The organism is Paenibacillus sp. FSL H8-0122 (assembly GCF_038005345.1).
In the GTDB taxonomy this organism is placed as follows: domain Bacteria; phylum Bacillota; class Bacilli; order Paenibacillales; family Paenibacillaceae; genus Paenibacillus_AQ.
Genome location: NZ_JBBOTB010000001.1, coordinates 5,125,364 through 5,141,824, shown reverse-complemented (window position 1 = coordinate 5,141,824; position 16,461 = coordinate 5,125,364). Strand labels below are relative to the sequence as shown.

General features: G+C 55.2%; 16 protein-coding genes. 12 read left to right on the top strand and 4 right to left on the bottom strand.

The window, feature by feature from the left end:
- Positions 1–174 precede the first annotated feature (174 nt).
- Positions 175–1,863 (bottom strand): methyl-accepting chemotaxis protein, encoded by a 1,689-nt coding sequence (locus NSS64_RS22110; protein WP_341141532.1) that lies wholly within the window; start codon positions 1,861–1,863, stop codon positions 175–177.
- Positions 1,864–2,164: 301 nt separating this feature from the next.
- Between NSS64_RS22110 and NSS64_RS22105 the strand changes: the two genes are divergently transcribed.
- Positions 2,165–2,872 (top strand): queuosine precursor transporter, encoded by a 708-nt coding sequence (locus tag NSS64_RS22105; protein WP_076081866.1) that lies wholly within the window; start codon positions 2,165–2,167, stop codon positions 2,870–2,872.
- Between the two features lie 116 nt (positions 2,873–2,988).
- On the opposite strand, the gene NSS64_RS22100 is transcribed toward NSS64_RS22105, so the two are convergent.
- Positions 2,989–4,083, bottom strand: coding sequence for a M24 family metallopeptidase (locus NSS64_RS22100; RefSeq protein ID WP_341141531.1), 1,095 nt, complete (start codon positions 4,081–4,083; stop codon positions 2,989–2,991).
- A gap of 175 nt (positions 4,084–4,258) precedes the next feature.
- Here NSS64_RS22100 and NSS64_RS22095 point away from each other — a divergent pair, with 175 nt between their 5' ends.
- The 3 genes from NSS64_RS22095 to NSS64_RS22085 all read left to right on the top strand — a co-directional run bounded on the left by NSS64_RS22095 (position 4,259) and on the right by NSS64_RS22085 (position 7,064).
- Positions 4,259–5,464: a PQQ-dependent sugar dehydrogenase gene (locus NSS64_RS22095; RefSeq protein ID WP_341141530.1), complete on the top strand. Its 1,206-nt coding sequence runs from the start codon at positions 4,259–4,261 to the stop codon at positions 5,462–5,464.
- Between the two features lie 133 nt (positions 5,465–5,597).
- Positions 5,598–6,440, top strand: a complete 843-nt coding sequence (locus NSS64_RS22090; protein ID WP_341141529.1) for an SDR family oxidoreductase — start codon at positions 5,598–5,600, stop codon at positions 6,438–6,440.
- Positions 6,441–6,560: 120 nt separating this feature from the next.
- Positions 6,561–7,064, top strand: coding sequence for a GNAT family N-acetyltransferase (locus NSS64_RS22085; protein WP_341141528.1), 504 nt, complete (start codon positions 6,561–6,563; stop codon positions 7,062–7,064).
- Positions 7,065–7,083: 19 nt separating this feature from the next.
- Here the strand turns inward: NSS64_RS22085 and NSS64_RS22080 are convergent, their stop codons facing one another.
- Complete coding sequence (locus NSS64_RS22080; protein ID WP_341141527.1) at positions 7,084–7,437, bottom strand: winged helix-turn-helix transcriptional regulator; 354 nt, start codon at positions 7,435–7,437, stop codon at positions 7,084–7,086.
- 91 nt (positions 7,438–7,528) lie between these two features.
- Here NSS64_RS22080 and NSS64_RS22075 point away from each other — a divergent pair, with 91 nt between their 5' ends.
- From NSS64_RS22075 to NSS64_RS22040, 8 genes are all read left to right on the top strand, one after another.
- On the top strand, positions 7,529–7,789 hold the full coding sequence (locus tag NSS64_RS22075) for a YqkE family protein (protein ID WP_340943357.1): 261 nt from the start codon (positions 7,529–7,531) through the stop codon (positions 7,787–7,789).
- A gap of 393 nt (positions 7,790–8,182) precedes the next feature.
- The gene (locus tag NSS64_RS22070) at positions 8,183–9,631 is read left to right on the top strand and encodes an RtcB family protein (RefSeq protein ID WP_341141526.1); all 1,449 of its coding nucleotides are present in this window, start codon (positions 8,183–8,185) and stop codon (positions 9,629–9,631) included.
- Positions 9,632–9,633: 2 nt separating this feature from the next.
- On the top strand, positions 9,634–10,920 hold the full coding sequence (locus NSS64_RS22065) for an ATP-binding protein (RefSeq protein ID WP_340943353.1): 1,287 nt from the start codon (positions 9,634–9,636) through the stop codon (positions 10,918–10,920).
- Between the two features lie 528 nt (positions 10,921–11,448).
- Entirely contained in the window at positions 11,449–11,952 is a 504-nt protein-coding gene (locus NSS64_RS22060; protein WP_341141525.1) for a sigma-70 family RNA polymerase sigma factor, read from the top strand.
- Entirely contained in the window at positions 11,945–13,156 is a 1,212-nt protein-coding gene (locus tag NSS64_RS22055; protein ID WP_340943349.1) for an anti-sigma factor, read from the top strand. Before NSS64_RS22060 ends, NSS64_RS22055 begins: the two co-directional genes overlap by 8 nt.
- A 255-nt stretch (positions 13,157–13,411) precedes the next feature.
- Positions 13,412–13,918: a metallophosphoesterase family protein gene (locus tag NSS64_RS22050; RefSeq protein WP_340943346.1), complete on the top strand. Its 507-nt coding sequence runs from the start codon at positions 13,412–13,414 to the stop codon at positions 13,916–13,918.
- 12 nt (positions 13,919–13,930) lie between these two features.
- Complete coding sequence (locus NSS64_RS22045; protein ID WP_341141524.1) at positions 13,931–14,392, top strand: GNAT family N-acetyltransferase; 462 nt, start codon at positions 13,931–13,933, stop codon at positions 14,390–14,392.
- 25 nt (positions 14,393–14,417) lie between these two features.
- A complete protein-coding gene (locus tag NSS64_RS22040) occupies positions 14,418–15,128 on the top strand; it encodes an HAD family hydrolase (protein ID WP_341141523.1) in 711 nt (236 codons plus the stop codon).
- 93 nt (positions 15,129–15,221) lie between these two features.
- Here the strand turns inward: NSS64_RS22040 and NSS64_RS22035 are convergent, their stop codons facing one another.
- Positions 15,222–16,355, bottom strand: coding sequence for an FAD:protein FMN transferase (locus NSS64_RS22035; protein WP_341141522.1), 1,134 nt, complete (start codon positions 16,353–16,355; stop codon positions 15,222–15,224).
- Positions 16,356–16,461: the final 106 nt, after the last annotated feature.

Here is a 16,461-nt window from a genome sequence, read left to right as displayed (position 1 = left end):
ACAACCGTCCCTTTTCCAAGAAAAAAGCAGTTCCACAGGCCGCATCGCCTCGGGAACTGCTTTTTATACTTTTTGAGACACCTAGTCAAGCAGCAGCTCCAGAGGTAGCAGGATTCCTGGCAATCCAGCAGTCCCACGCTCCCTCTATCTCCACGTAACTGTTGTCTCAGCCCCTCAAATCTTAAACTGCTGAGCGGCCTTCTGCAGCTTCACGGCCTGCTGGTAGAGGTGCTCGACGGTCAGCGCGTGGCCTTCCAGCTCTTCATGCTGGCGTGCCGAGTTGCCGGCAAGCGTGTCTGCATTCTGCTGCGACTTGGCGGTAATCTGCGCCGTTTCTTCTACAGAGGCACTGACTTCCTCGGTGCCTGCTGAGATCTGCTGGGTTGCGGCAGAGACGGACTGGATGCTGTGATTGATGCTCTGAATGAGGATCAGCAGGTGGTTGAAGGCATTGCCGGCTTCGACTACCTTGTTCATCCCGGAGGCCACTTCAGCGTTGACATGATTCATTTCAGATACGGACTGGTTCATATCCTCCTGCAGACTCAGCAGGAATTCGCGGATCTGCTCATTGGATTCCTTGGACTGCTCGGACAGCTTGCGCACTTCACCGGCCACCACAGCGAATCCGCGGCCATGCTCCCCGGCACGGGCAGCCTCAATGGAAGCATTCAGCGACAGCATCTGAATCTGCTTGGTAATCTCGGTAATGCCCTGCACGACCTCACCGATCATCAGCGAGCGTTCGTTCATCAAGCGGAACTGCTCCAGCGACTGTTCGGAGGCCTGCTCTACCTGGCGCATCTGCTCCACTGCACTCTGGGCAATATCATTGCCGCTCTGGGCTTCGGTGGAAGCCTCGCTGATCTGCTCAGTGACCTCTCCAGCGGCGGAGGCAATATGCTGGATGCCCATATTGATCTCATCCATCGCGCGGGAGTTATCCATCGCGCTGCTGGCAATCATGGTACTGCCCTTGCCGATCTCCTCCACAGAGGCCGCTGAATGTTCAGCCATCTCATTAAGGATCTGGACACGCGTCTTCAGATCATTGGAATCGGCCACTACGGTCCCGGAGGTATCCAGCACATGTCCGATCATCTCCTTCAGGCGTTCACTCATGATGCGGAAGCTCTCGGAGAGCTGTCCGACTTCATCGGTACCCTTAAGCGTGAGCGCTTCGGTGAAGTCGCCGCTTGCCAGCTTGTTGCTGTAGGCAGCAAGCTTAGTGATCGGGCGGGTAATTCTGCGGCTCATGAAGCCAGCGGCAGTGACGCCTACCACCAGCGCCAGCAGGGTGATTCCTGCGCTTGTCCACAGGATGCTGCTCATTTTGTCTTGGACGAAGTCCATATCTGCGCTTGCGGCTACAATCATGGTTGTTCCGGGAACACCGACATAGGCACTTTTATGTATACCGTGGCTATCACTATAAATTTCACTAAGCCCTGTCTTTCCTTTGGAGGCCTGCTCCATGGCAGGGGATACTTCGATGGCTTCATCCGGCTGGAGCTTGGCGCCATGATCTGCAGTCAGGACAGTGGCCTGGCCATCCTTCAGATTGATGAGGAAAAGGGTATCCACATCCAGCTTTTTACGCTTGTCCTCCAGATAGAATTCGACATTGGTCCTGGCCTGCTCGTTCTTGTTCAGGGTCTGCTGCGCACTGGTTGCATTCAGGTTCTTATAGGTATCCTGGGCGGCGGCAGTCAGAGACTTGTCGATCTGCGGAATGACATAGCTGTTAATGGTGCCGATAGATATAATGTAGAAGCTGATACTCAACGTAAGAGAAGTGAGTAACAAAACGACAAACAGCAACAGCGTAAATTTGCGACTAATTGATTTTTTGAAGCCAAACATGGCATTCGCTCCTTTTTACGTGAAATGCATCTTAATCTCCATATTCTATAGAATTAACCTCCGGTTGAATAGTGAAAATTTGCAATATGCTGCATTATTTTCAGAAATAACTGAATATTTAATGACTCTATCACCAATTCGCCAAAAAGATGCAACGAAATGCCGTTTTTCTGAAAATTTAAAATTTCATAGCATGTTAGCTTTGTATGTGATAGAGTAGTAATGTTTTGTTTCATGACTACTGCGATCCGCGGTTCGTAACCATCCCGCGTAACCAAAACTAGGAGGAATACCAGGCATTATGTTTAATTTGTTGTGGGGCGTTTGTTTTGTCGTCGTTAATTTTGGTTTTTTTCTGCTGTGCTACCGCTTATTCGGTAAAAAAGGGCTCTACGCCTGGGTCGGCATGGCGACCGTAGTCGCTAATATCCAGGTTGCCAAGACCATTGCGATGCCGTTCGATATTGTGATGACGCTGGGCAATACGATGTATGTCACGCTCTATATGACCAGTGACCTGCTCAATGAGCGGTACGGCCGGGCTGAAGCGCGGAGCGCTGTGTGGTTCGGCTTTTTCACGCTGCTGATGACGACCGTCATTATGCAGATGGTGCTGGTGTTCAAGCCGCAGGAGACGGACATTGCCCAATCCGCGCTGCAGACGATATTCGGCCTGATGCCGAGACTAGCGCTGGGCAGTCTGACCGCTTATTTTATCAGCCAGTTCCTGGATGTACGGCTCTACGCCTGGATACGAAAATATTACGGCAGCTCTAAGCAGCTATGGATCCGCTCGAACGGCAGCACGATGATCAGCTCCTTTGTTGATACGCTGATCTTCTGCACGATTGCTTTTGCCGGAACCTATGACATGAAGGTGTGGACCGAGATTCTGCTGACCACCTACCTGTCCAAGTTCATCCTCACGGCCGCCGGCACGCCGGTGCTCTATCTGGGCCGTTCCTTCAAATTTGCCGAAGAAGAGCAGAAGCCTGTTAGCCGGGACTAAGCCTCCAGATGATTAAAGCCCCAGCCCCCGAAGATCCGGGAGCTGGGGCTTTTGTGTGCCGTGATGTATAGTGGGCTCGCGCGCTAAGTTTGAGGCTTCCTGAACGCTCAGCAGAATTACAGGTTAAGTACTGTCCATTCTTTGGGGAAGCGGGTCAGCGTCTGCGGACCTTCGGCGGTGACCCGCACATCGTCCTCAATGCGCACGCCGCCGAGACCCGGCACATAAATTCCCGGCTCTACGGTGAAGACGTTGCCGTTCTGGATGATATCCGTATTCAGCCCGTGCAGCGAAGGGTATTCATGGGTGTCCATGCCCAGTCCGTGTCCGACACGGTGCATGAAGTACTCCCCGTAACCTGCGGCTTCAATCACATCACGTGCCGCCTTGTCGACAGAACCGAAGGACGCTCCGGCCACGGAGGCGGCAATGCCCGCTTCATTGGCAGCAAGCACAGCATTGTATATATCACGCAGTCTGCTGTCCACTTCGCCTACCGCGAAGGTGCGGGTAATATCGGAAGCGTAGCCTCCGGCATACACACCGAGGTCGAACATAAGCAGATCGCCCGGCTGAATAAGGCGTTCGCCCGGTACACCGTGCGGGAGGGCCGTTTTCGGACCGGACAGCACCATCGTGTCGAAGGAGGGGCCGGAGGCACCGACTTTTTTCATCAGATACTCCAGCTCCGCTACCAGTTCAATCTCGCTGACTCCGGCTTTGACATGCGCCAGACCCTGACGGAGAACTTCCTCCACCAGCTCGGCGGCATGCTGCATGATGCGCACTTCCTCCGGGGTCTTGACCGCGCGCATCGCCCGTAGCAGATGGCCGATATCCTGGTAGGAACCGGCGGCGACCGCTTCTGTGAGGAGTTCATACCGGCTGACGGAGAAGTGTTCCTTCTCGATGCCGATGCTGCCCGGACTAACACTGCCGAAGCGTGACTTCAGCAGAGCGTACGGGTTGTCCGTGTCGCTGTGTGTCAGAATCGTCTTCACCGAGGAGGCGGCATGCGCGGCTTCGGCGTCCAGCGCCGGAACGATCAGCACCGGGTTCTCGCCCCGGATCAGCAGCAGGCCCAGAAAACGTTCATGCGGGTTGCTGGCAAAGCCCGTCAAATAGTACACATGCTTGGGATCGGTTACGAGCAGGGCATCCAGCTTACCGGCTGCCATGTCCTGCTCCAGTTGTTGCAGAGCTGCATTCATTTCATTAGTTCCCCTTTCGTCTACACGCTTGAACAGCAATGTTCCTATTATAATTCATACAAATGGATGCTGCACCTCCCGTTATCGCTGCCGCCTCAGTCGTTTGAGGAAGAGAAGCACAGGGTAATAGTTGCCACAATCAGGATCTGATAATACCTGAAGGAGGTTAAGGAATATGACTAGAGCCAAAATAAGGCTGCTCTCCCGTACCTGTCTGCTGCGTGTAACACTGGTCTTGCTGATGACGTTGCTGTCAGCCTGCACTTCCGCTGCACAGGAGGATAAGCTGGAGGAGAATGGAGCAGAAGGCAGTCCGCAGGTTAATGCGCAGCCTGACGAAGCTCAGGGTGCATCCCCGGACTTTCCCTATACTGCCCAGACGCTGGCCAGCGGGCTGGAGGTTCCCTGGGAGATGGCATTTGCACCGGACGGACGGATTTTTATTACGGAGCGTACCGGCAGCCTGCGTGTCATGGAGAACGGCAAGCTGCGCGATGCTCCGCTGCTGAAGCTCTCTGATTCTTTTGTCGGCAAGGGAGAAGGCGGGCTCTTGGGCCTCGCGCTTGATGCTGATTTTGAGCAGAATGGACGGGCATATGTCTATCACACATACCGCACCGAAGAGGGCGGGACGGCGAACCGGGTGCTGCGGATCGTAGTTGGAAGCAGCACAGCTGAGATCGACCGCGTCCTGCTGGATAACATACCGGGCGATACGAATCATAACGGCGGACGGATCAAGATCGGGCCGGACGGGAATTTGTACATCACCACAGGTGACCGCTATGAACCGGAGCTGGCGCAGGACAAGAATAGTCTGGGCGGCAAAATCCTGCGGATTATGCCTAGCGGCTCTATCCCCGAAGACAACCCGTGGCCCGGATCGCCGGTCTACAGCATGGGCCACCGCAATGCCCAGGGTCTGGCCTGGCAGCCGGAGAGCGGGGCGCTCTACAGCTCCGAGCATGGCCAGTCCAGTCACGATGAGCTGAACCTTATCGAGGCCGGAGCCAATTATGGCTGGCCGCTGATCGAAGGCGATGAGACCGAACACAGCCAGCCCAAGCTTGTGACTCCGCTGGTTCACAGCGGGAAGGAGACCTGGGCTCCGTCAGGAATGACCTTCATTACGCAAGGGCCCTGGGCAGGTAAGCTGCTGGTTGCCAATCTGGCGGGACAGCAGCTCCTAAAGGTATCGCTGGCTCCTGCGGGCGGAACGCCTTCAATGACCAGCCTGTTCAAGGACAAGTACGGGCGAATCCGTAATGTGGCGGAAGGGCCGGATGGTACCCTGTACCTTATGACCAACAACCGCGACGGCAGAGGCGACCCGCAGGCGCAGGATGATCAGCTGATTGCGCTCCGGCCGGACTGGAAGTGAAGAATTGGCGGGTCTTTGACTATGTTAACCCTCGGAAATGATGTAACATGAGCTTATCGCATATACTCGGAGATGGAGTAAGGTTAGGCCGGTGCTTGAGCTGTACCGGCCGGCGAGGAAGGGGAGGATGTCCATGCAAGGCAAAACCGTGCTGGTCACCGGTGCAAACTCCGGGATGGGGCTGGCTACAACCGTGGAAATGGCCCGCAGGGGAGCAACTGTCATTATGGCCTGCCGCAGCCTTAAGCGGGGGGAAGAGGCTCTTGCCGAAGCGGTGCGGCAGAGCGGCTCCAGCCAGATCCGGCTGATGCTGTGCGATCTTGCTTCCTTCGATAGCATTCGCGCTTTTGCCGGGGAGTTCACTGCCGAATATCCTGTGCTGGATGTTCTGATCAATAATGCGGGGGTGGTCGCGCTGAAGCGTGAGCTGACAGCAGACGGCTACGAGCTGGATCTGGGCGTGAATCATCTGGGGCACTTCCTGCTGACCCGCTTGCTGCTGGATAATCTCAAGGCTGCTGAACAGGGCCGGATTGTGGTTGTAGCTTCAGGAGCATATAAGCTCGGTAAGCTGTATCTGGAGGATCATACATTATCCCGCGGCTTCAATCCGGCGAAGGCGTATGCCCGCTCCAAGCTGGCGAATATTCTGTTCACCCGTAAGCTGGCTTCGCGCCTGAAGGACACCCGGGTTACTGTGAATTGTCTGCATCCGGGCGCGGTGGGAACGAGTATCGGGGTGAACCGGGAGACCGGCTTCGGGCGCGGAGTGCTGAAGCTGCTGTCCCGCTTTTTCCTGACGCCTGAGCAGGGGGCGGATACGGCCATCCTGCTGGCGACTGCGCCGGAGCTGGATGGGGTAAGCGGGCAATATTATTACCGCCGCAAGATCAAGGAACTGACGCCACGGGCGGAGGATGCTGAAGCGGCCGCACGATTATGGAAATGGAGTCTGGAGCAGACCGGGCTTGAATAATGCTGTTTCAGTGAGGTTGCTTCAGCTTTACTGAAACTGTAGAACTGCTGCGTAATAAGACCGGCTTGGAGTATAATCACTGTAACGGATGTTTATACCACAACTAGGGGGATACTTTGGATGGATTGGCAGGCTTACAGCATAGAGGATGCAGTAATTGAGGATTTGGAAGACATTGTGGAGATTTATAATTCGACAGTTGCCGGAAGAGTGGTAACTGCGGATCTTGAACCGGTAAGCGTAGAGGAGCGGGTGGGGTGGTTCCATGAGCATAACAGCCATCACCGGCCGCTGTGGGTACTGAGACAGGGGGGCGAGATCGCCGCCTGGTTCAGCTTCCAGTCGTTCTACGGACGCCCGGCTTATAATGGAACAGCAGAGATTAGTGTCTATGTAAATGAGAAATTCCGTGGCAGCGGTGCGGGAAGCATTCTGCTGGCCAAGGCGGTGGAGGAATGTCCGCGCCTTGGGCTGCAGAATCTGGTCGGGTTCGTCTTCGGCCATAATGAGCCCAGCCTCGCCCTGCTGCGGAAGTTCGAATTCAAAGAATGGGGTCTTTTGCCGGGAGTCGCGGTGCTTGACGGCATCCCGCGCGATCTGGTCATCATCGGCCGCAAGCTGTAAATATATAAATCGACAGGCGTTATTGAGGTTGCGGAGGAGCGCTTAAGGCGGAACGGCATTCCTCTTCCGTAATCCATGATTCCGACCAGACCTGGAGATCGCGGATGACGGATTCCAGCGCCCGGCCTTTGCCTGTAAGCGAATACTGGATGCGGACGGGGGTCTCAGGGAATACCTCGCGCAGCACGATGCCTTCCTGCTCCAGCTCCTTCAGCCGTTCCGACAGCAGCCGGCCGCTGACAGGCAGCGAGGACTCGATTTCCCCGAAGCGCTGGGGGCCCTGCAAAAGCTGATAGATGATTAAGCCCGTCCAGCGTCTGCCGATAATATCCATGCTTTTTTGTAATCTTGGACATAACTCTGTGGATTTCATTAGGCTCACCTCTTACTGTACATTATAAACGAAAAGCCCTGTGCCTAAAACAAATTTGAACGAAAAGCACGGCTTGAAAGGATGATTTCTCTTGGCTAAAAAGAAGAAAAATACCCCGGCTCCGCGTCCTGCGCAGGCGGATGCTCCCGCAACCCTTAAAGACATGCTCAGCCGCGAGGTGCTGGATAAGCTGAAGGCGCAGTCCGATGCGCTGAAGGCTGAAGAGCAAGGTAAGAAGGACGCGGCTCTGAAGGCGGCGGAAGACAAGCGCAAGGCGGAGCAGAAGCGGCTGGAGAATGATTTCGGCCATCTGCTGGAGAACAGCAATCAGGACTGGTCCAAATTTAAATAAAATAAATCTTTACCAGAAAAAGGGTTGACAATCTGCTGCAATGCCATATATTATTGGGTTTATCATTTAGAGAAGGGAGGCTGACGGGTCATGATTGGAACAAATGAACGGAACAGACAGCAGGATCACATGACAACCGCATATGTACGATCTGATCTCATCGCCTTCGTCCGGAAGACATAATGCGCAGGGTATTGCTGCTGATGTCTGAACTGAATACGGGTGTGCTTTGAACGGGTGCAAGCTTCAACGGGAAGCTGTACCTTGCACGCCGGGAGCCGCATGATCAGTACTGGTCTGCGGCTCTTTTTTGTGTACCTGGAAACTCGAAATTCACTGAACCCCCTATGGAACCGAACCAGAAACCCAACCTGAGAGGAAATGAAAATAGACATGAATAGCATGAAGCAACAAGCGGAAGAGATGTCCCGCTATAAACACGAGGTGGCCCTTCCGGGCGGCGATCTCAAAATCTACGCCAGTGAGCAATTATTCGGCACACTGGATTACAAGGTCTTGGAGATGGCTAACAATAATCTGCAGATTCCCGGCATCGAATATATGAGCTACACGCCCGATGTGCATGTAGGCGTCGGAACCTGCATCGGCACTACCGCCGTCTGGGATGCCGAATCCGGTTACGTCTCGCCGTCCATTGTCGGCAGCGATATCGGCTGCGGGATGCGAGTGCATCTGACCAACCTGCATATGGAGGATCTGCGTGAAGTGAAGCTGCGCCGCAAGCTGGTCCGCGCTATTGAGAAGTATCTGCCGATGGAGGCCCAGCAGCGCGGCCATTACAGTGATATCCGGCTGGAGAATGTTGTGCGTAAAGGGCTGCACGGCCTGCCGAATAAATATATCCCGGACAGCTACACGCCGAAGAAGTCAAGTGCGCTATCCCACGTTGAGATCAGCAAGCTGGGCTTCGACGAGGAGATTCTGAATGAGCTGCCGGACATGGCCTGGCACCGGGGCCACCGCCAGCTCGGGACCCTTGGCGGCGGCAACCATTTCGTCGAGATTCAGGCGATTGAGATCGCGGAGGAGCAGCGGGAGGTGGCGGAAGCCTGGGGGCTTCAGGACGGGCAGATTGCTGTCATGATCCACTCCGGCTCACGGGCCTGGGGCGGCATGGTCAATCAGTTCTGTACCCCGGCCTTCGCCAAGGTCATGGGCCAGCTGGGGCTGGGCAGCGCTGATCCGCGCCTGATCTATGCGCCTCTGGCGCATCCGCAGGCTCAGCGTTACGTCAATCTGATGTATTCGGCACTGAACTATGCGGTCGTGAACCGCCATTTAATTGCTTATGGGGTCCGCGAGGGCTTCCGTGACGTCTTCGGCACGAAGTGCGAATTGCGCACTCTCTACGATCTGATGCACAATTACGCCTGGGAAGAGAAGACTTCCTCAGGCAGCAAGTTCGTACACCGTAAGGGGGCTACCCGCGCTCTGCCGGCAGAGCATGCGGATAATCCGCGTCCTTATGCAGCGACCGGACATCCGGCGCTGATTCCCGGCTCGATGGGCACCGCTTCCTATATCATGGTCGGCCAGCCCGGAGGGGAAGAGAATTATTATTCCATCTGCCATGGTGCAGGACGTATCCGCTCCCGCTCGGCCACGAAGCGGCTGGTGAGTGTCCAGGAATTCTCCCGGTCGATGAAGGTGGGAACGGAAGACGAGATTGTCGTGAACCAGCATTCCCTGGAATCTATCATTGACGAATCCCCCCAAGCCTATAAGAATGTAGATGAGATCATAGAAAGCGTTACGGGCGCCGGCCTGGCTGCCGTGGTGGCCAAATGCAAGCCGCTCGCAGCGATAAAGGGGACGAAATAAGGATGGAGCAGGAGAACAAGAAACCGGCTGTAATCTATGAATATGATGAAGAGAGAGCCGGCATTATCAAAGGCTATGATGTGTACGCCCGTCTGGTGGACGGCATCCTTGAAGCCCTCTACACCCGCTACGGTGTCCGTTACGAGCTGTATGCCAGCGATGATCCCAACAGTGAGTACTGGAAGCTGCTGGAGAACGATGTGCAGAGCGGGAATGCCGGAGTGGAGCATGTGGCGCGGATTTTTGACCGCCTGGAGGACCGGACCTTCGTGTTCGATGATGAGAAGGAGCAGCCGGAGTATCATATCCATCTGTCGGTCCGTAATAATGTGCTCGCTTATCCGGCGATGGGCATTGCGCTGGCGCGGGTTCCGGTGTTTCAGGAGAACGGGATTAACTTTCAGGATTATGTATTTGCCGCATCGGATCAGCAATTGCAGTTCTTCCTTGGTAATGTGCGCAAGCGTCAGCGGGAGCAGAATATCAACAAGGTGACGGTGTTCACCGACCGGCGCAACGGAATTTCCCGGGAGGATGAGCCGATTACGCGTGCGGTTAGGCGCGAAGAGGTGATTTTGGACGCTGCGATCAAAAAAGAGATCTACCGCTCGCTCGACCAGTTCTTCGACAGCGACCGCAGCTTCTATGTCACCTACGATATCCCGTACAAGCGGGGGATTCTGCTCTACGGGCATCCGGGCAACGGCAAGACCACCCTGGTCAAATCCATTGCCGGAAGCGTGCCGGGACCGGTGCTCTATTGGCAGATTACGGAGTATACGAGCAGCGAATCGGTGAATGAGGTGTTCGAGGCTGCGGCCCGGCTGGCGCCGATGGTGCTGGTGATTGAGGATATCGACTCCATGCCGCAGGAGGTGCGCTCCTTCTTCCTGAACACGCTGGACGGGGCCACCTCCAAGGAGGGGATCTTCCTGATCGGTACGACCAATTATCCGGATAAAATCGACCCGGGTCTCATGAACCGCGCCGGGCGCTTCGACCGGGCCTATGAGATCAAGATGCCAAGCGAGGCGCTGCGCCTTGAATATCTGCAGCTGCGCGGCTTCTCCGCCTTCGCAGGTGAGGAAGGCACGGCCACCGCTGCGCGTCTGACCGGGGATTTCTCCCTGACCCAGCTCGGCGAGCTGTATGTCAGTGCCGCACTGGAATGGCATGAGAACGGCACGGCAGATGTGGAGCTTCTTGTGCGCGGCATGCGCGGCGAGCTGGACAAGGGCCGCAAACGGGAATGGATGAAGGATGCTTCGTCCAGCATCGGTTTTTATTGAACCGCCGGGGAACGGGGCAGAATAGCAAGTAGCTGAGGGGGCCGGGAGGCTCCCTTTGTGCTGAATTTGGGCTCCTCCGCCGTTGCTGGCTGCTAGCCTTCGGTGTTTACAAATTAGAGGTTTCGGGGTCATCTGGGGAGTTATGCGGACACAGAGGACGTTATTTGGCGAAAAAGACGCCTTTTCTGCTCGTATCGGACTCAGGAGCCCCTATATTGTATTGTGGAGCGTAAACGGAGGCCGGAGAGGGGACTTAACGACATCTGAGTCCGCCAGGCATGCGAAATGCTGTGTTCCGGCCAAATAAGGGATCTCCAGTCCGCAACGGGAGTGGCGGGGTTCGCTCCCCCGCACCATCGCACCCCGCACCATCGCACCTCGGCCCATTGCACCCTAGCGGATCCCGCACCACCGCCCCTCCGGGGAAGAAGGATTTTGCTTGCGAACAAAATGGATGATTTCAGGAAATTTCGTACAGAGGTGTAACTTTTCGCATTCTCATACGTGGATGGAGTAAGGGGGGAGGAGATGGAGCCGAATTCGCTGGATGAACTATATGAACAATATGTTAACGACATCTACCGTTATCTGCGCTCCCTCTGCGAGGACCATCATGCGGCCGAAGATTTGATGCAGGATACCTTTTACCGGGCGTATCTGTATCTGGAGGATTGCCGGGAGGAACGGGTGAAGCCGTGGCTGTTCCGGGTCGCGTATAATGCATTCGTGGATTATACGCGCAAGGAGAAGCGGAGTGTGGCGAAGGAAGGCGCTTATTTCAGCAGCCTGCCCCACCCGGAGACAACGGAGGGCACTCTGCTGAAGCAGGAACGCTGGGAGGAAGCGGCGCGGGCACTTAGCCTGTTGCCGGAGGGGCAGCGCCATGCCCTGCTGCTGCACGATGTGCACGGGCTGAGCTATAAGGAAGCCGCTGACATTATGGAGGTGGGCTTGTCCCAATACAAGATACTCGTATTCCGCGCCAGGCAGAAGCTGCGTGAGGCGGATCGGAGGAGGAATGAGCATGAGTGAGGAATTCAAAGAGAAGCTGCGCCAATATAGCGAGGGCACCCTACCGGAGGAAGAGCGTGAGGAGCTCGAGAGCGAGCTTGTGAAGCTTGAGGCGTATCAGCAGTATCTGGAGGAGCAGATGGAACGGGAGGAGCAGGACGGGCAGGCTACCGGGAGTTGGACCAAGACGGATGCGCAAGGAAGCGCAGCTCCAGGGTTCAAAAAGGCGAAGAAGAAGCGAAGAGAGAAGTCCGTTATTCGCCGGGGCAAATGGAAGGCGCGGATTAACAATACACTTACTGTATTTTCGGCGTTCCTGATCTTTACGGTCATTAGCAGCATTATCACAATAGTCTTCTACAACACCGGAGACCGCGGCGACACTTACCGTGATGTGGTAGAATCAGCGATTGCCGTTACCCGCCCTAACACCACGGTGCGCCTTTCATCGGATGCGCATTATTTTTTCCGGCTGGAGTTATCCGGGAATCTGCTGAAGCAGGTGGGCAGCGAGAGCATTCAGGTGGGCAGCTATACCCAGGATCTCCATCTGGGCCTGGCCAATATTGGTGAGTTTAATTGGACGGATGAGCGGAATGGGTCTGGAAAAGTGTTCTATTATCCGTCTGAGGAGGGCGGCGCCGTTGGAGGGGATGATAATGACCAGTGGAAGAGGCTGGCGAAGCTTCCTGAAGGTACGGTTGCTGAGGCGTTTCTGTCACTCGGCCATTTATATACCACAGATGAACTCCTGAAGCAGTTGGAGCCGCTGAACCTTCAGCCTGTCTGGTTCGGTGCCGATACCGGACCTTCAACGAGGAATGACGATGTGGTTGTATATCCGCTTGGCTTTCCCTATCAGCCCATGTGGCACAAGGACGATATGAAGACAACCCAAGTTACCAAGGAAAAAACAGGCTGGTTCAGCTCCGTATCAAGCTACAGCAGTGTATCGCCTTCTGTTGAAGAATACGGGAGCGGTGCGCTGCGGGATGCCAACTTTATCAAGACCCTTAAGCTGCTGCAGCAGCATCAGACACTCGCAGGCAGAGCGGTGTATATCAACCAGTTAGACACCTCCGTGGCCTATCTGGAGCAGAACGGAGTGAAGCTCTATGGAGCCGTTGTCACCGGACCGGTCAAGGAGCTGCTGAAGCTGCGCGAGGCTTCATGGGTAAGCCACCTCCAGGTAGGGGAAGTACGGCTTTGGAACTGGAGGGAGTGAGGACTACAATAGGAGATTGGGCAGGAGCCGCCGTGTACTGCAAGGTTCGCGTATGCAGAAGAAAAGCCGCCTAGCCGGCCAAGGGGAAGCCGGGCCTCCCGCTTGCATTCCCTCTTTAGGGCATCGTACAATGAAAGAACGTAAACCTGGGCTTTGAACATGAAATGGCTGAGAGTCGCAGTTTACAGCGCTTCTCGGCCATTTGCGGTTTGGAATGCCGGTTAGGGTGACAATAGGAACAGGGAGTGGATGCAGATGAAGATTGGAGTGGTCTCGGATACACATCTCTCAAGCCGGGCCAAAGGGCTGCCGTCCGTGCTTATAGAAGAATTCCGTCAGGTGGATATCATTCTGCATTTGGGTGACTGGGTGTCGCCGGAGATTTACGATATGCTCGCCGAGCTTGCTCCGGTAGAGGGGATTGCCGGGAACAACGATGGCTATGAGATTATTGAGCGGTTCGGCGAGAGCAAGATCCTTACGCTTGAAGGCATGCGCATCGGAATGATTCACGGACACGCTCCGTATTCCCGCAAGGGTACGGATGGTAATGCGCTGCTCGCTTTTGAAGGCCAGGACGTAGATTGCATCCTCTTCGGGCATTCCCATCAGCCGCTGATGCGCCGGGAGAACGGGATTCTGCTGTTCAACCCCGGATCGCCAACGGACAAACGCCGGGAGAAGCAGTATTCCTTCGGCCTGATGGATATTGAAGATGGTAAAATCACGGCCCGTCATGTCTTTTACGATTCCAGGGAATAAGGGGGCGCAGCTATGCTGAATTTTCGGTTTGAACGGGCGGGTCTTGAGGATGTGGAGGAGCTTGCGCCGGTATTTGATGAATATCGCAGCTTCTACGGCCAAGCCTCGGACCTGGAAGCTGCCCGGGAGTTCCTGACGGCAAGGCTGCAACATGAGGAATCGGTTGTCTTCATGGCCGTTGCCGGTGAGGGAGAGGACAGACGGATCTATGGGCTGGCGCAGCTGTATCCCTCGTTCTCTTCCATCACGGTTCAGCCCGTATGGATTCTGAACGATCTGTTCGTGACGCAGGAGCAGCGCGGGCAAGGATTGGGTTCGCTACTGCTTGAAGGCGTGAAGGGATACGCGCAGGGAACAGGTGCGAAGGGGCTGACGCTGTCTACCATGATCACCAATACAGATGCACAGCGACTATACGAAGCCCAAGGTTATGAGCGGGACGAGAGCTTTTATACTTATCATTTATATTTCTGAAGATATAGTTAGGAGACTTATAGTGGTGGAGACAAGCAGTAAGCTGGCTGTGTTTTTTGATCTGGATGATACGCTGTATGACCATCTGGTCCCGTTCAGGGAAGCCGTTCGTGAGGTACTGGCACCTGATGAGGGCAAGCTGGATTACGCGGAGCTGTTCTATACTGTACGGCATCACAGTGACCTGCTGTGGCCGAAGTATCTGCGCGGGGAAATGGAGCTGGAGGAGACGCGGGTGCTGCGGCTGGAGCTGGCTTTTGCCGAGTACGGGTTGCCGCTCAACCGGGAGCAGGCGGTGCAGATACAGGCCTCCTATATTGCCCGCCAGTACACGATTGAGATGATTGAAGGCGTAGCGGAGCAACTGCAGCGCTTCATTAGCCAGGGCCATCCGGTAGGCATTATCACCAACGGCCCGCAGGAGCACCAGATGGGCAAGCTGCGCGGGCTGGGCATCGACCGGATCATTCCCCCGGAGATGATCTTCATCTCGGATGCAGTCGGTCTGGCGAAGCCGGACCCGGCTATCTTCGCTCATGTCAACAGGGTGACGGGAACGGCACCGGAGAACAGCCTTTATGTGGGCGATACCTGGGCCAACGATGTGGTCGGCGCGCTTACAGCAGGCTGGCAGGTGTGCTGGTACAATCCGCGCGGGCGGAAGCCGGGCACGGCTCATGCGCCGAGCTATATTTTCACGAATTATAAGGAGTTCAGCGAGCTGCCGCTGGTATGATATTCATACAGAAAAGGTGCCCTCCGTGAGTGGAAGGCACCTTGTTTTGTATTTTACCTGGAAGCTACTTAGCCGCATCAGCACTAAGCTCTGCTAATTAGCGAAGCTATAAGTCGAATCGGTCAGATTCAGCCGTTTCTTCAGCTCAGAGGTGGCATAGATCTTGTTGTCGTCTGTAATGAAGAAGGCCTCCACCTTCTCCGGCAGTGCCTCAAGATACTTCATGCCGTCTTCAAGGCCCATCAGGAACACACCGGTAGACAGTGCATCCGCATCGGTTGCATTCGGACTCATAATGGTGATGCTCTTCAATCCGTTCTGGGAAGGGAAGCCTGTACGCGGATCGAGGATATGGTGGTAACGCACCCCGTCCTGCATGAAGAAGCGCTCATACACCCCGGAAGCATCAATGACCTCATCGGTAATCTTAATCGTGCCCAGCTGGGTGCCCCGGCTCTGATCGGGGTCCTGCAGGCCGATATTCCACTGGGAGCCGTTTGGCTTGTTGCCAAGGGCGATAATGCTGCTGCCGCCGAGATTGATCATCGCGCTGTTCAGGCCCTGAGCCTTGAGATAGTCGGCGATCCGGTCAGCCGCATAGCCTTTGCCGATTCCGCCCATGTCCAGCACCATACCCTCTTTGGCCAGCTTGACCGTCTTCGCAGCCTCATCGACAATTACATCCTTGTAATTGACCAGACTCCGGGCCTTGTCGATCGCCGCCTGGTCAGGCACATGCTCCCCGCCTTCGCCGATCGCCCATAGATCCACAAGCGGGCCAACCGTCGGATCATACAGCCCGTCCATTTCCTCAGCATATTTGAGGGAGAGCTTCACGATATCCAGCGTTTCATCAGACACAGCTACGGCTTCTTTGCCGGCGGCTTGATTCACCGCGTACAATTCCCCGTTCGTCTTGGTGCGGCTGAACTCAATATCCATCCGTTCCAGCATAGCCTGAATGTCATCCATATTCTTCTGTTCCACCGTATCGCCGAACACCTTGATAGTGACGACCGTATCATAAATATAAAACGTCTGCTCCAGGGATTTCGTATCGCCGTCTTTGGAGGCAGTAGCGCCAGGGGTTCCGGTAGCAGTAGGGCTGTCTTCACTCTTGTTGCCCATTGTAAGCCAGATTACCACAGCCGCAGCGATAACAACGACTAGAGCGGCCAGAATGACAACGGTTTTTTTGTTCTTAGCTGTTTTTTTGATTTCAGACATATTCCACCATCCATACAATTAGTTTCGTGGTTGCATCTTTACTATCATACCCCAGAAAGAACGGCAATGGATACTCATTTGGTGACATTTTGTGCAGAAGAGCAGC

Bases quoted from the DNA above. Each gene is read 5' to 3' on its own strand.
- NSS64_RS22110 (WP_341141532.1), bottom strand. From the start codon at position 1,863: ATGTTTGGCTTCAAAAAATCAATTAGTCGCAAATTTACGCTGTTGCTG.
- NSS64_RS22105 (WP_076081866.1), top strand. From the start codon at position 2,165: ATGTTTAATTTGTTGTGGGGCGTTTGTTTTGTCGTCGTTAATTTTGGT.
- NSS64_RS22100 (WP_341141531.1), bottom strand. From the start codon at position 4,083: ATGAATGCAGCTCTGCAACAACTGGAGCAGGACATGGCAGCCGGTAAG.
- NSS64_RS22095 (WP_341141530.1), top strand. From the start codon at position 4,259: ATGACTAGAGCCAAAATAAGGCTGCTCTCCCGTACCTGTCTGCTGCGT.
- NSS64_RS22090 (WP_341141529.1), top strand. From the start codon at position 5,598: ATGCAAGGCAAAACCGTGCTGGTCACCGGTGCAAACTCCGGGATGGGG.
- NSS64_RS22085 (WP_341141528.1), top strand. From the start codon at position 6,561: ATGGATTGGCAGGCTTACAGCATAGAGGATGCAGTAATTGAGGATTTG.
- NSS64_RS22080 (WP_341141527.1), bottom strand. From the start codon at position 7,437: ATGAAATCCACAGAGTTATGTCCAAGATTACAAAAAAGCATGGATATT.
- NSS64_RS22070 (WP_341141526.1), top strand. From the start codon at position 8,183: ATGAATAGCATGAAGCAACAAGCGGAAGAGATGTCCCGCTATAAACAC.
- NSS64_RS22065 (WP_340943353.1), top strand. From the start codon at position 9,634: ATGGAGCAGGAGAACAAGAAACCGGCTGTAATCTATGAATATGATGAA.
- NSS64_RS22060 (WP_341141525.1), top strand. From the start codon at position 11,449: ATGGAGCCGAATTCGCTGGATGAACTATATGAACAATATGTTAACGAC.
- NSS64_RS22055 (WP_340943349.1), top strand. From the start codon at position 11,945: ATGAGTGAGGAATTCAAAGAGAAGCTGCGCCAATATAGCGAGGGCACC.
- NSS64_RS22050 (WP_340943346.1), top strand. From the start codon at position 13,412: ATGAAGATTGGAGTGGTCTCGGATACACATCTCTCAAGCCGGGCCAAA.
- NSS64_RS22045 (WP_341141524.1), top strand. From the start codon at position 13,931: ATGCTGAATTTTCGGTTTGAACGGGCGGGTCTTGAGGATGTGGAGGAG.
- NSS64_RS22035 (WP_341141522.1), bottom strand. From the start codon at position 16,355: ATGTCTGAAATCAAAAAAACAGCTAAGAACAAAAAAACCGTTGTCATT.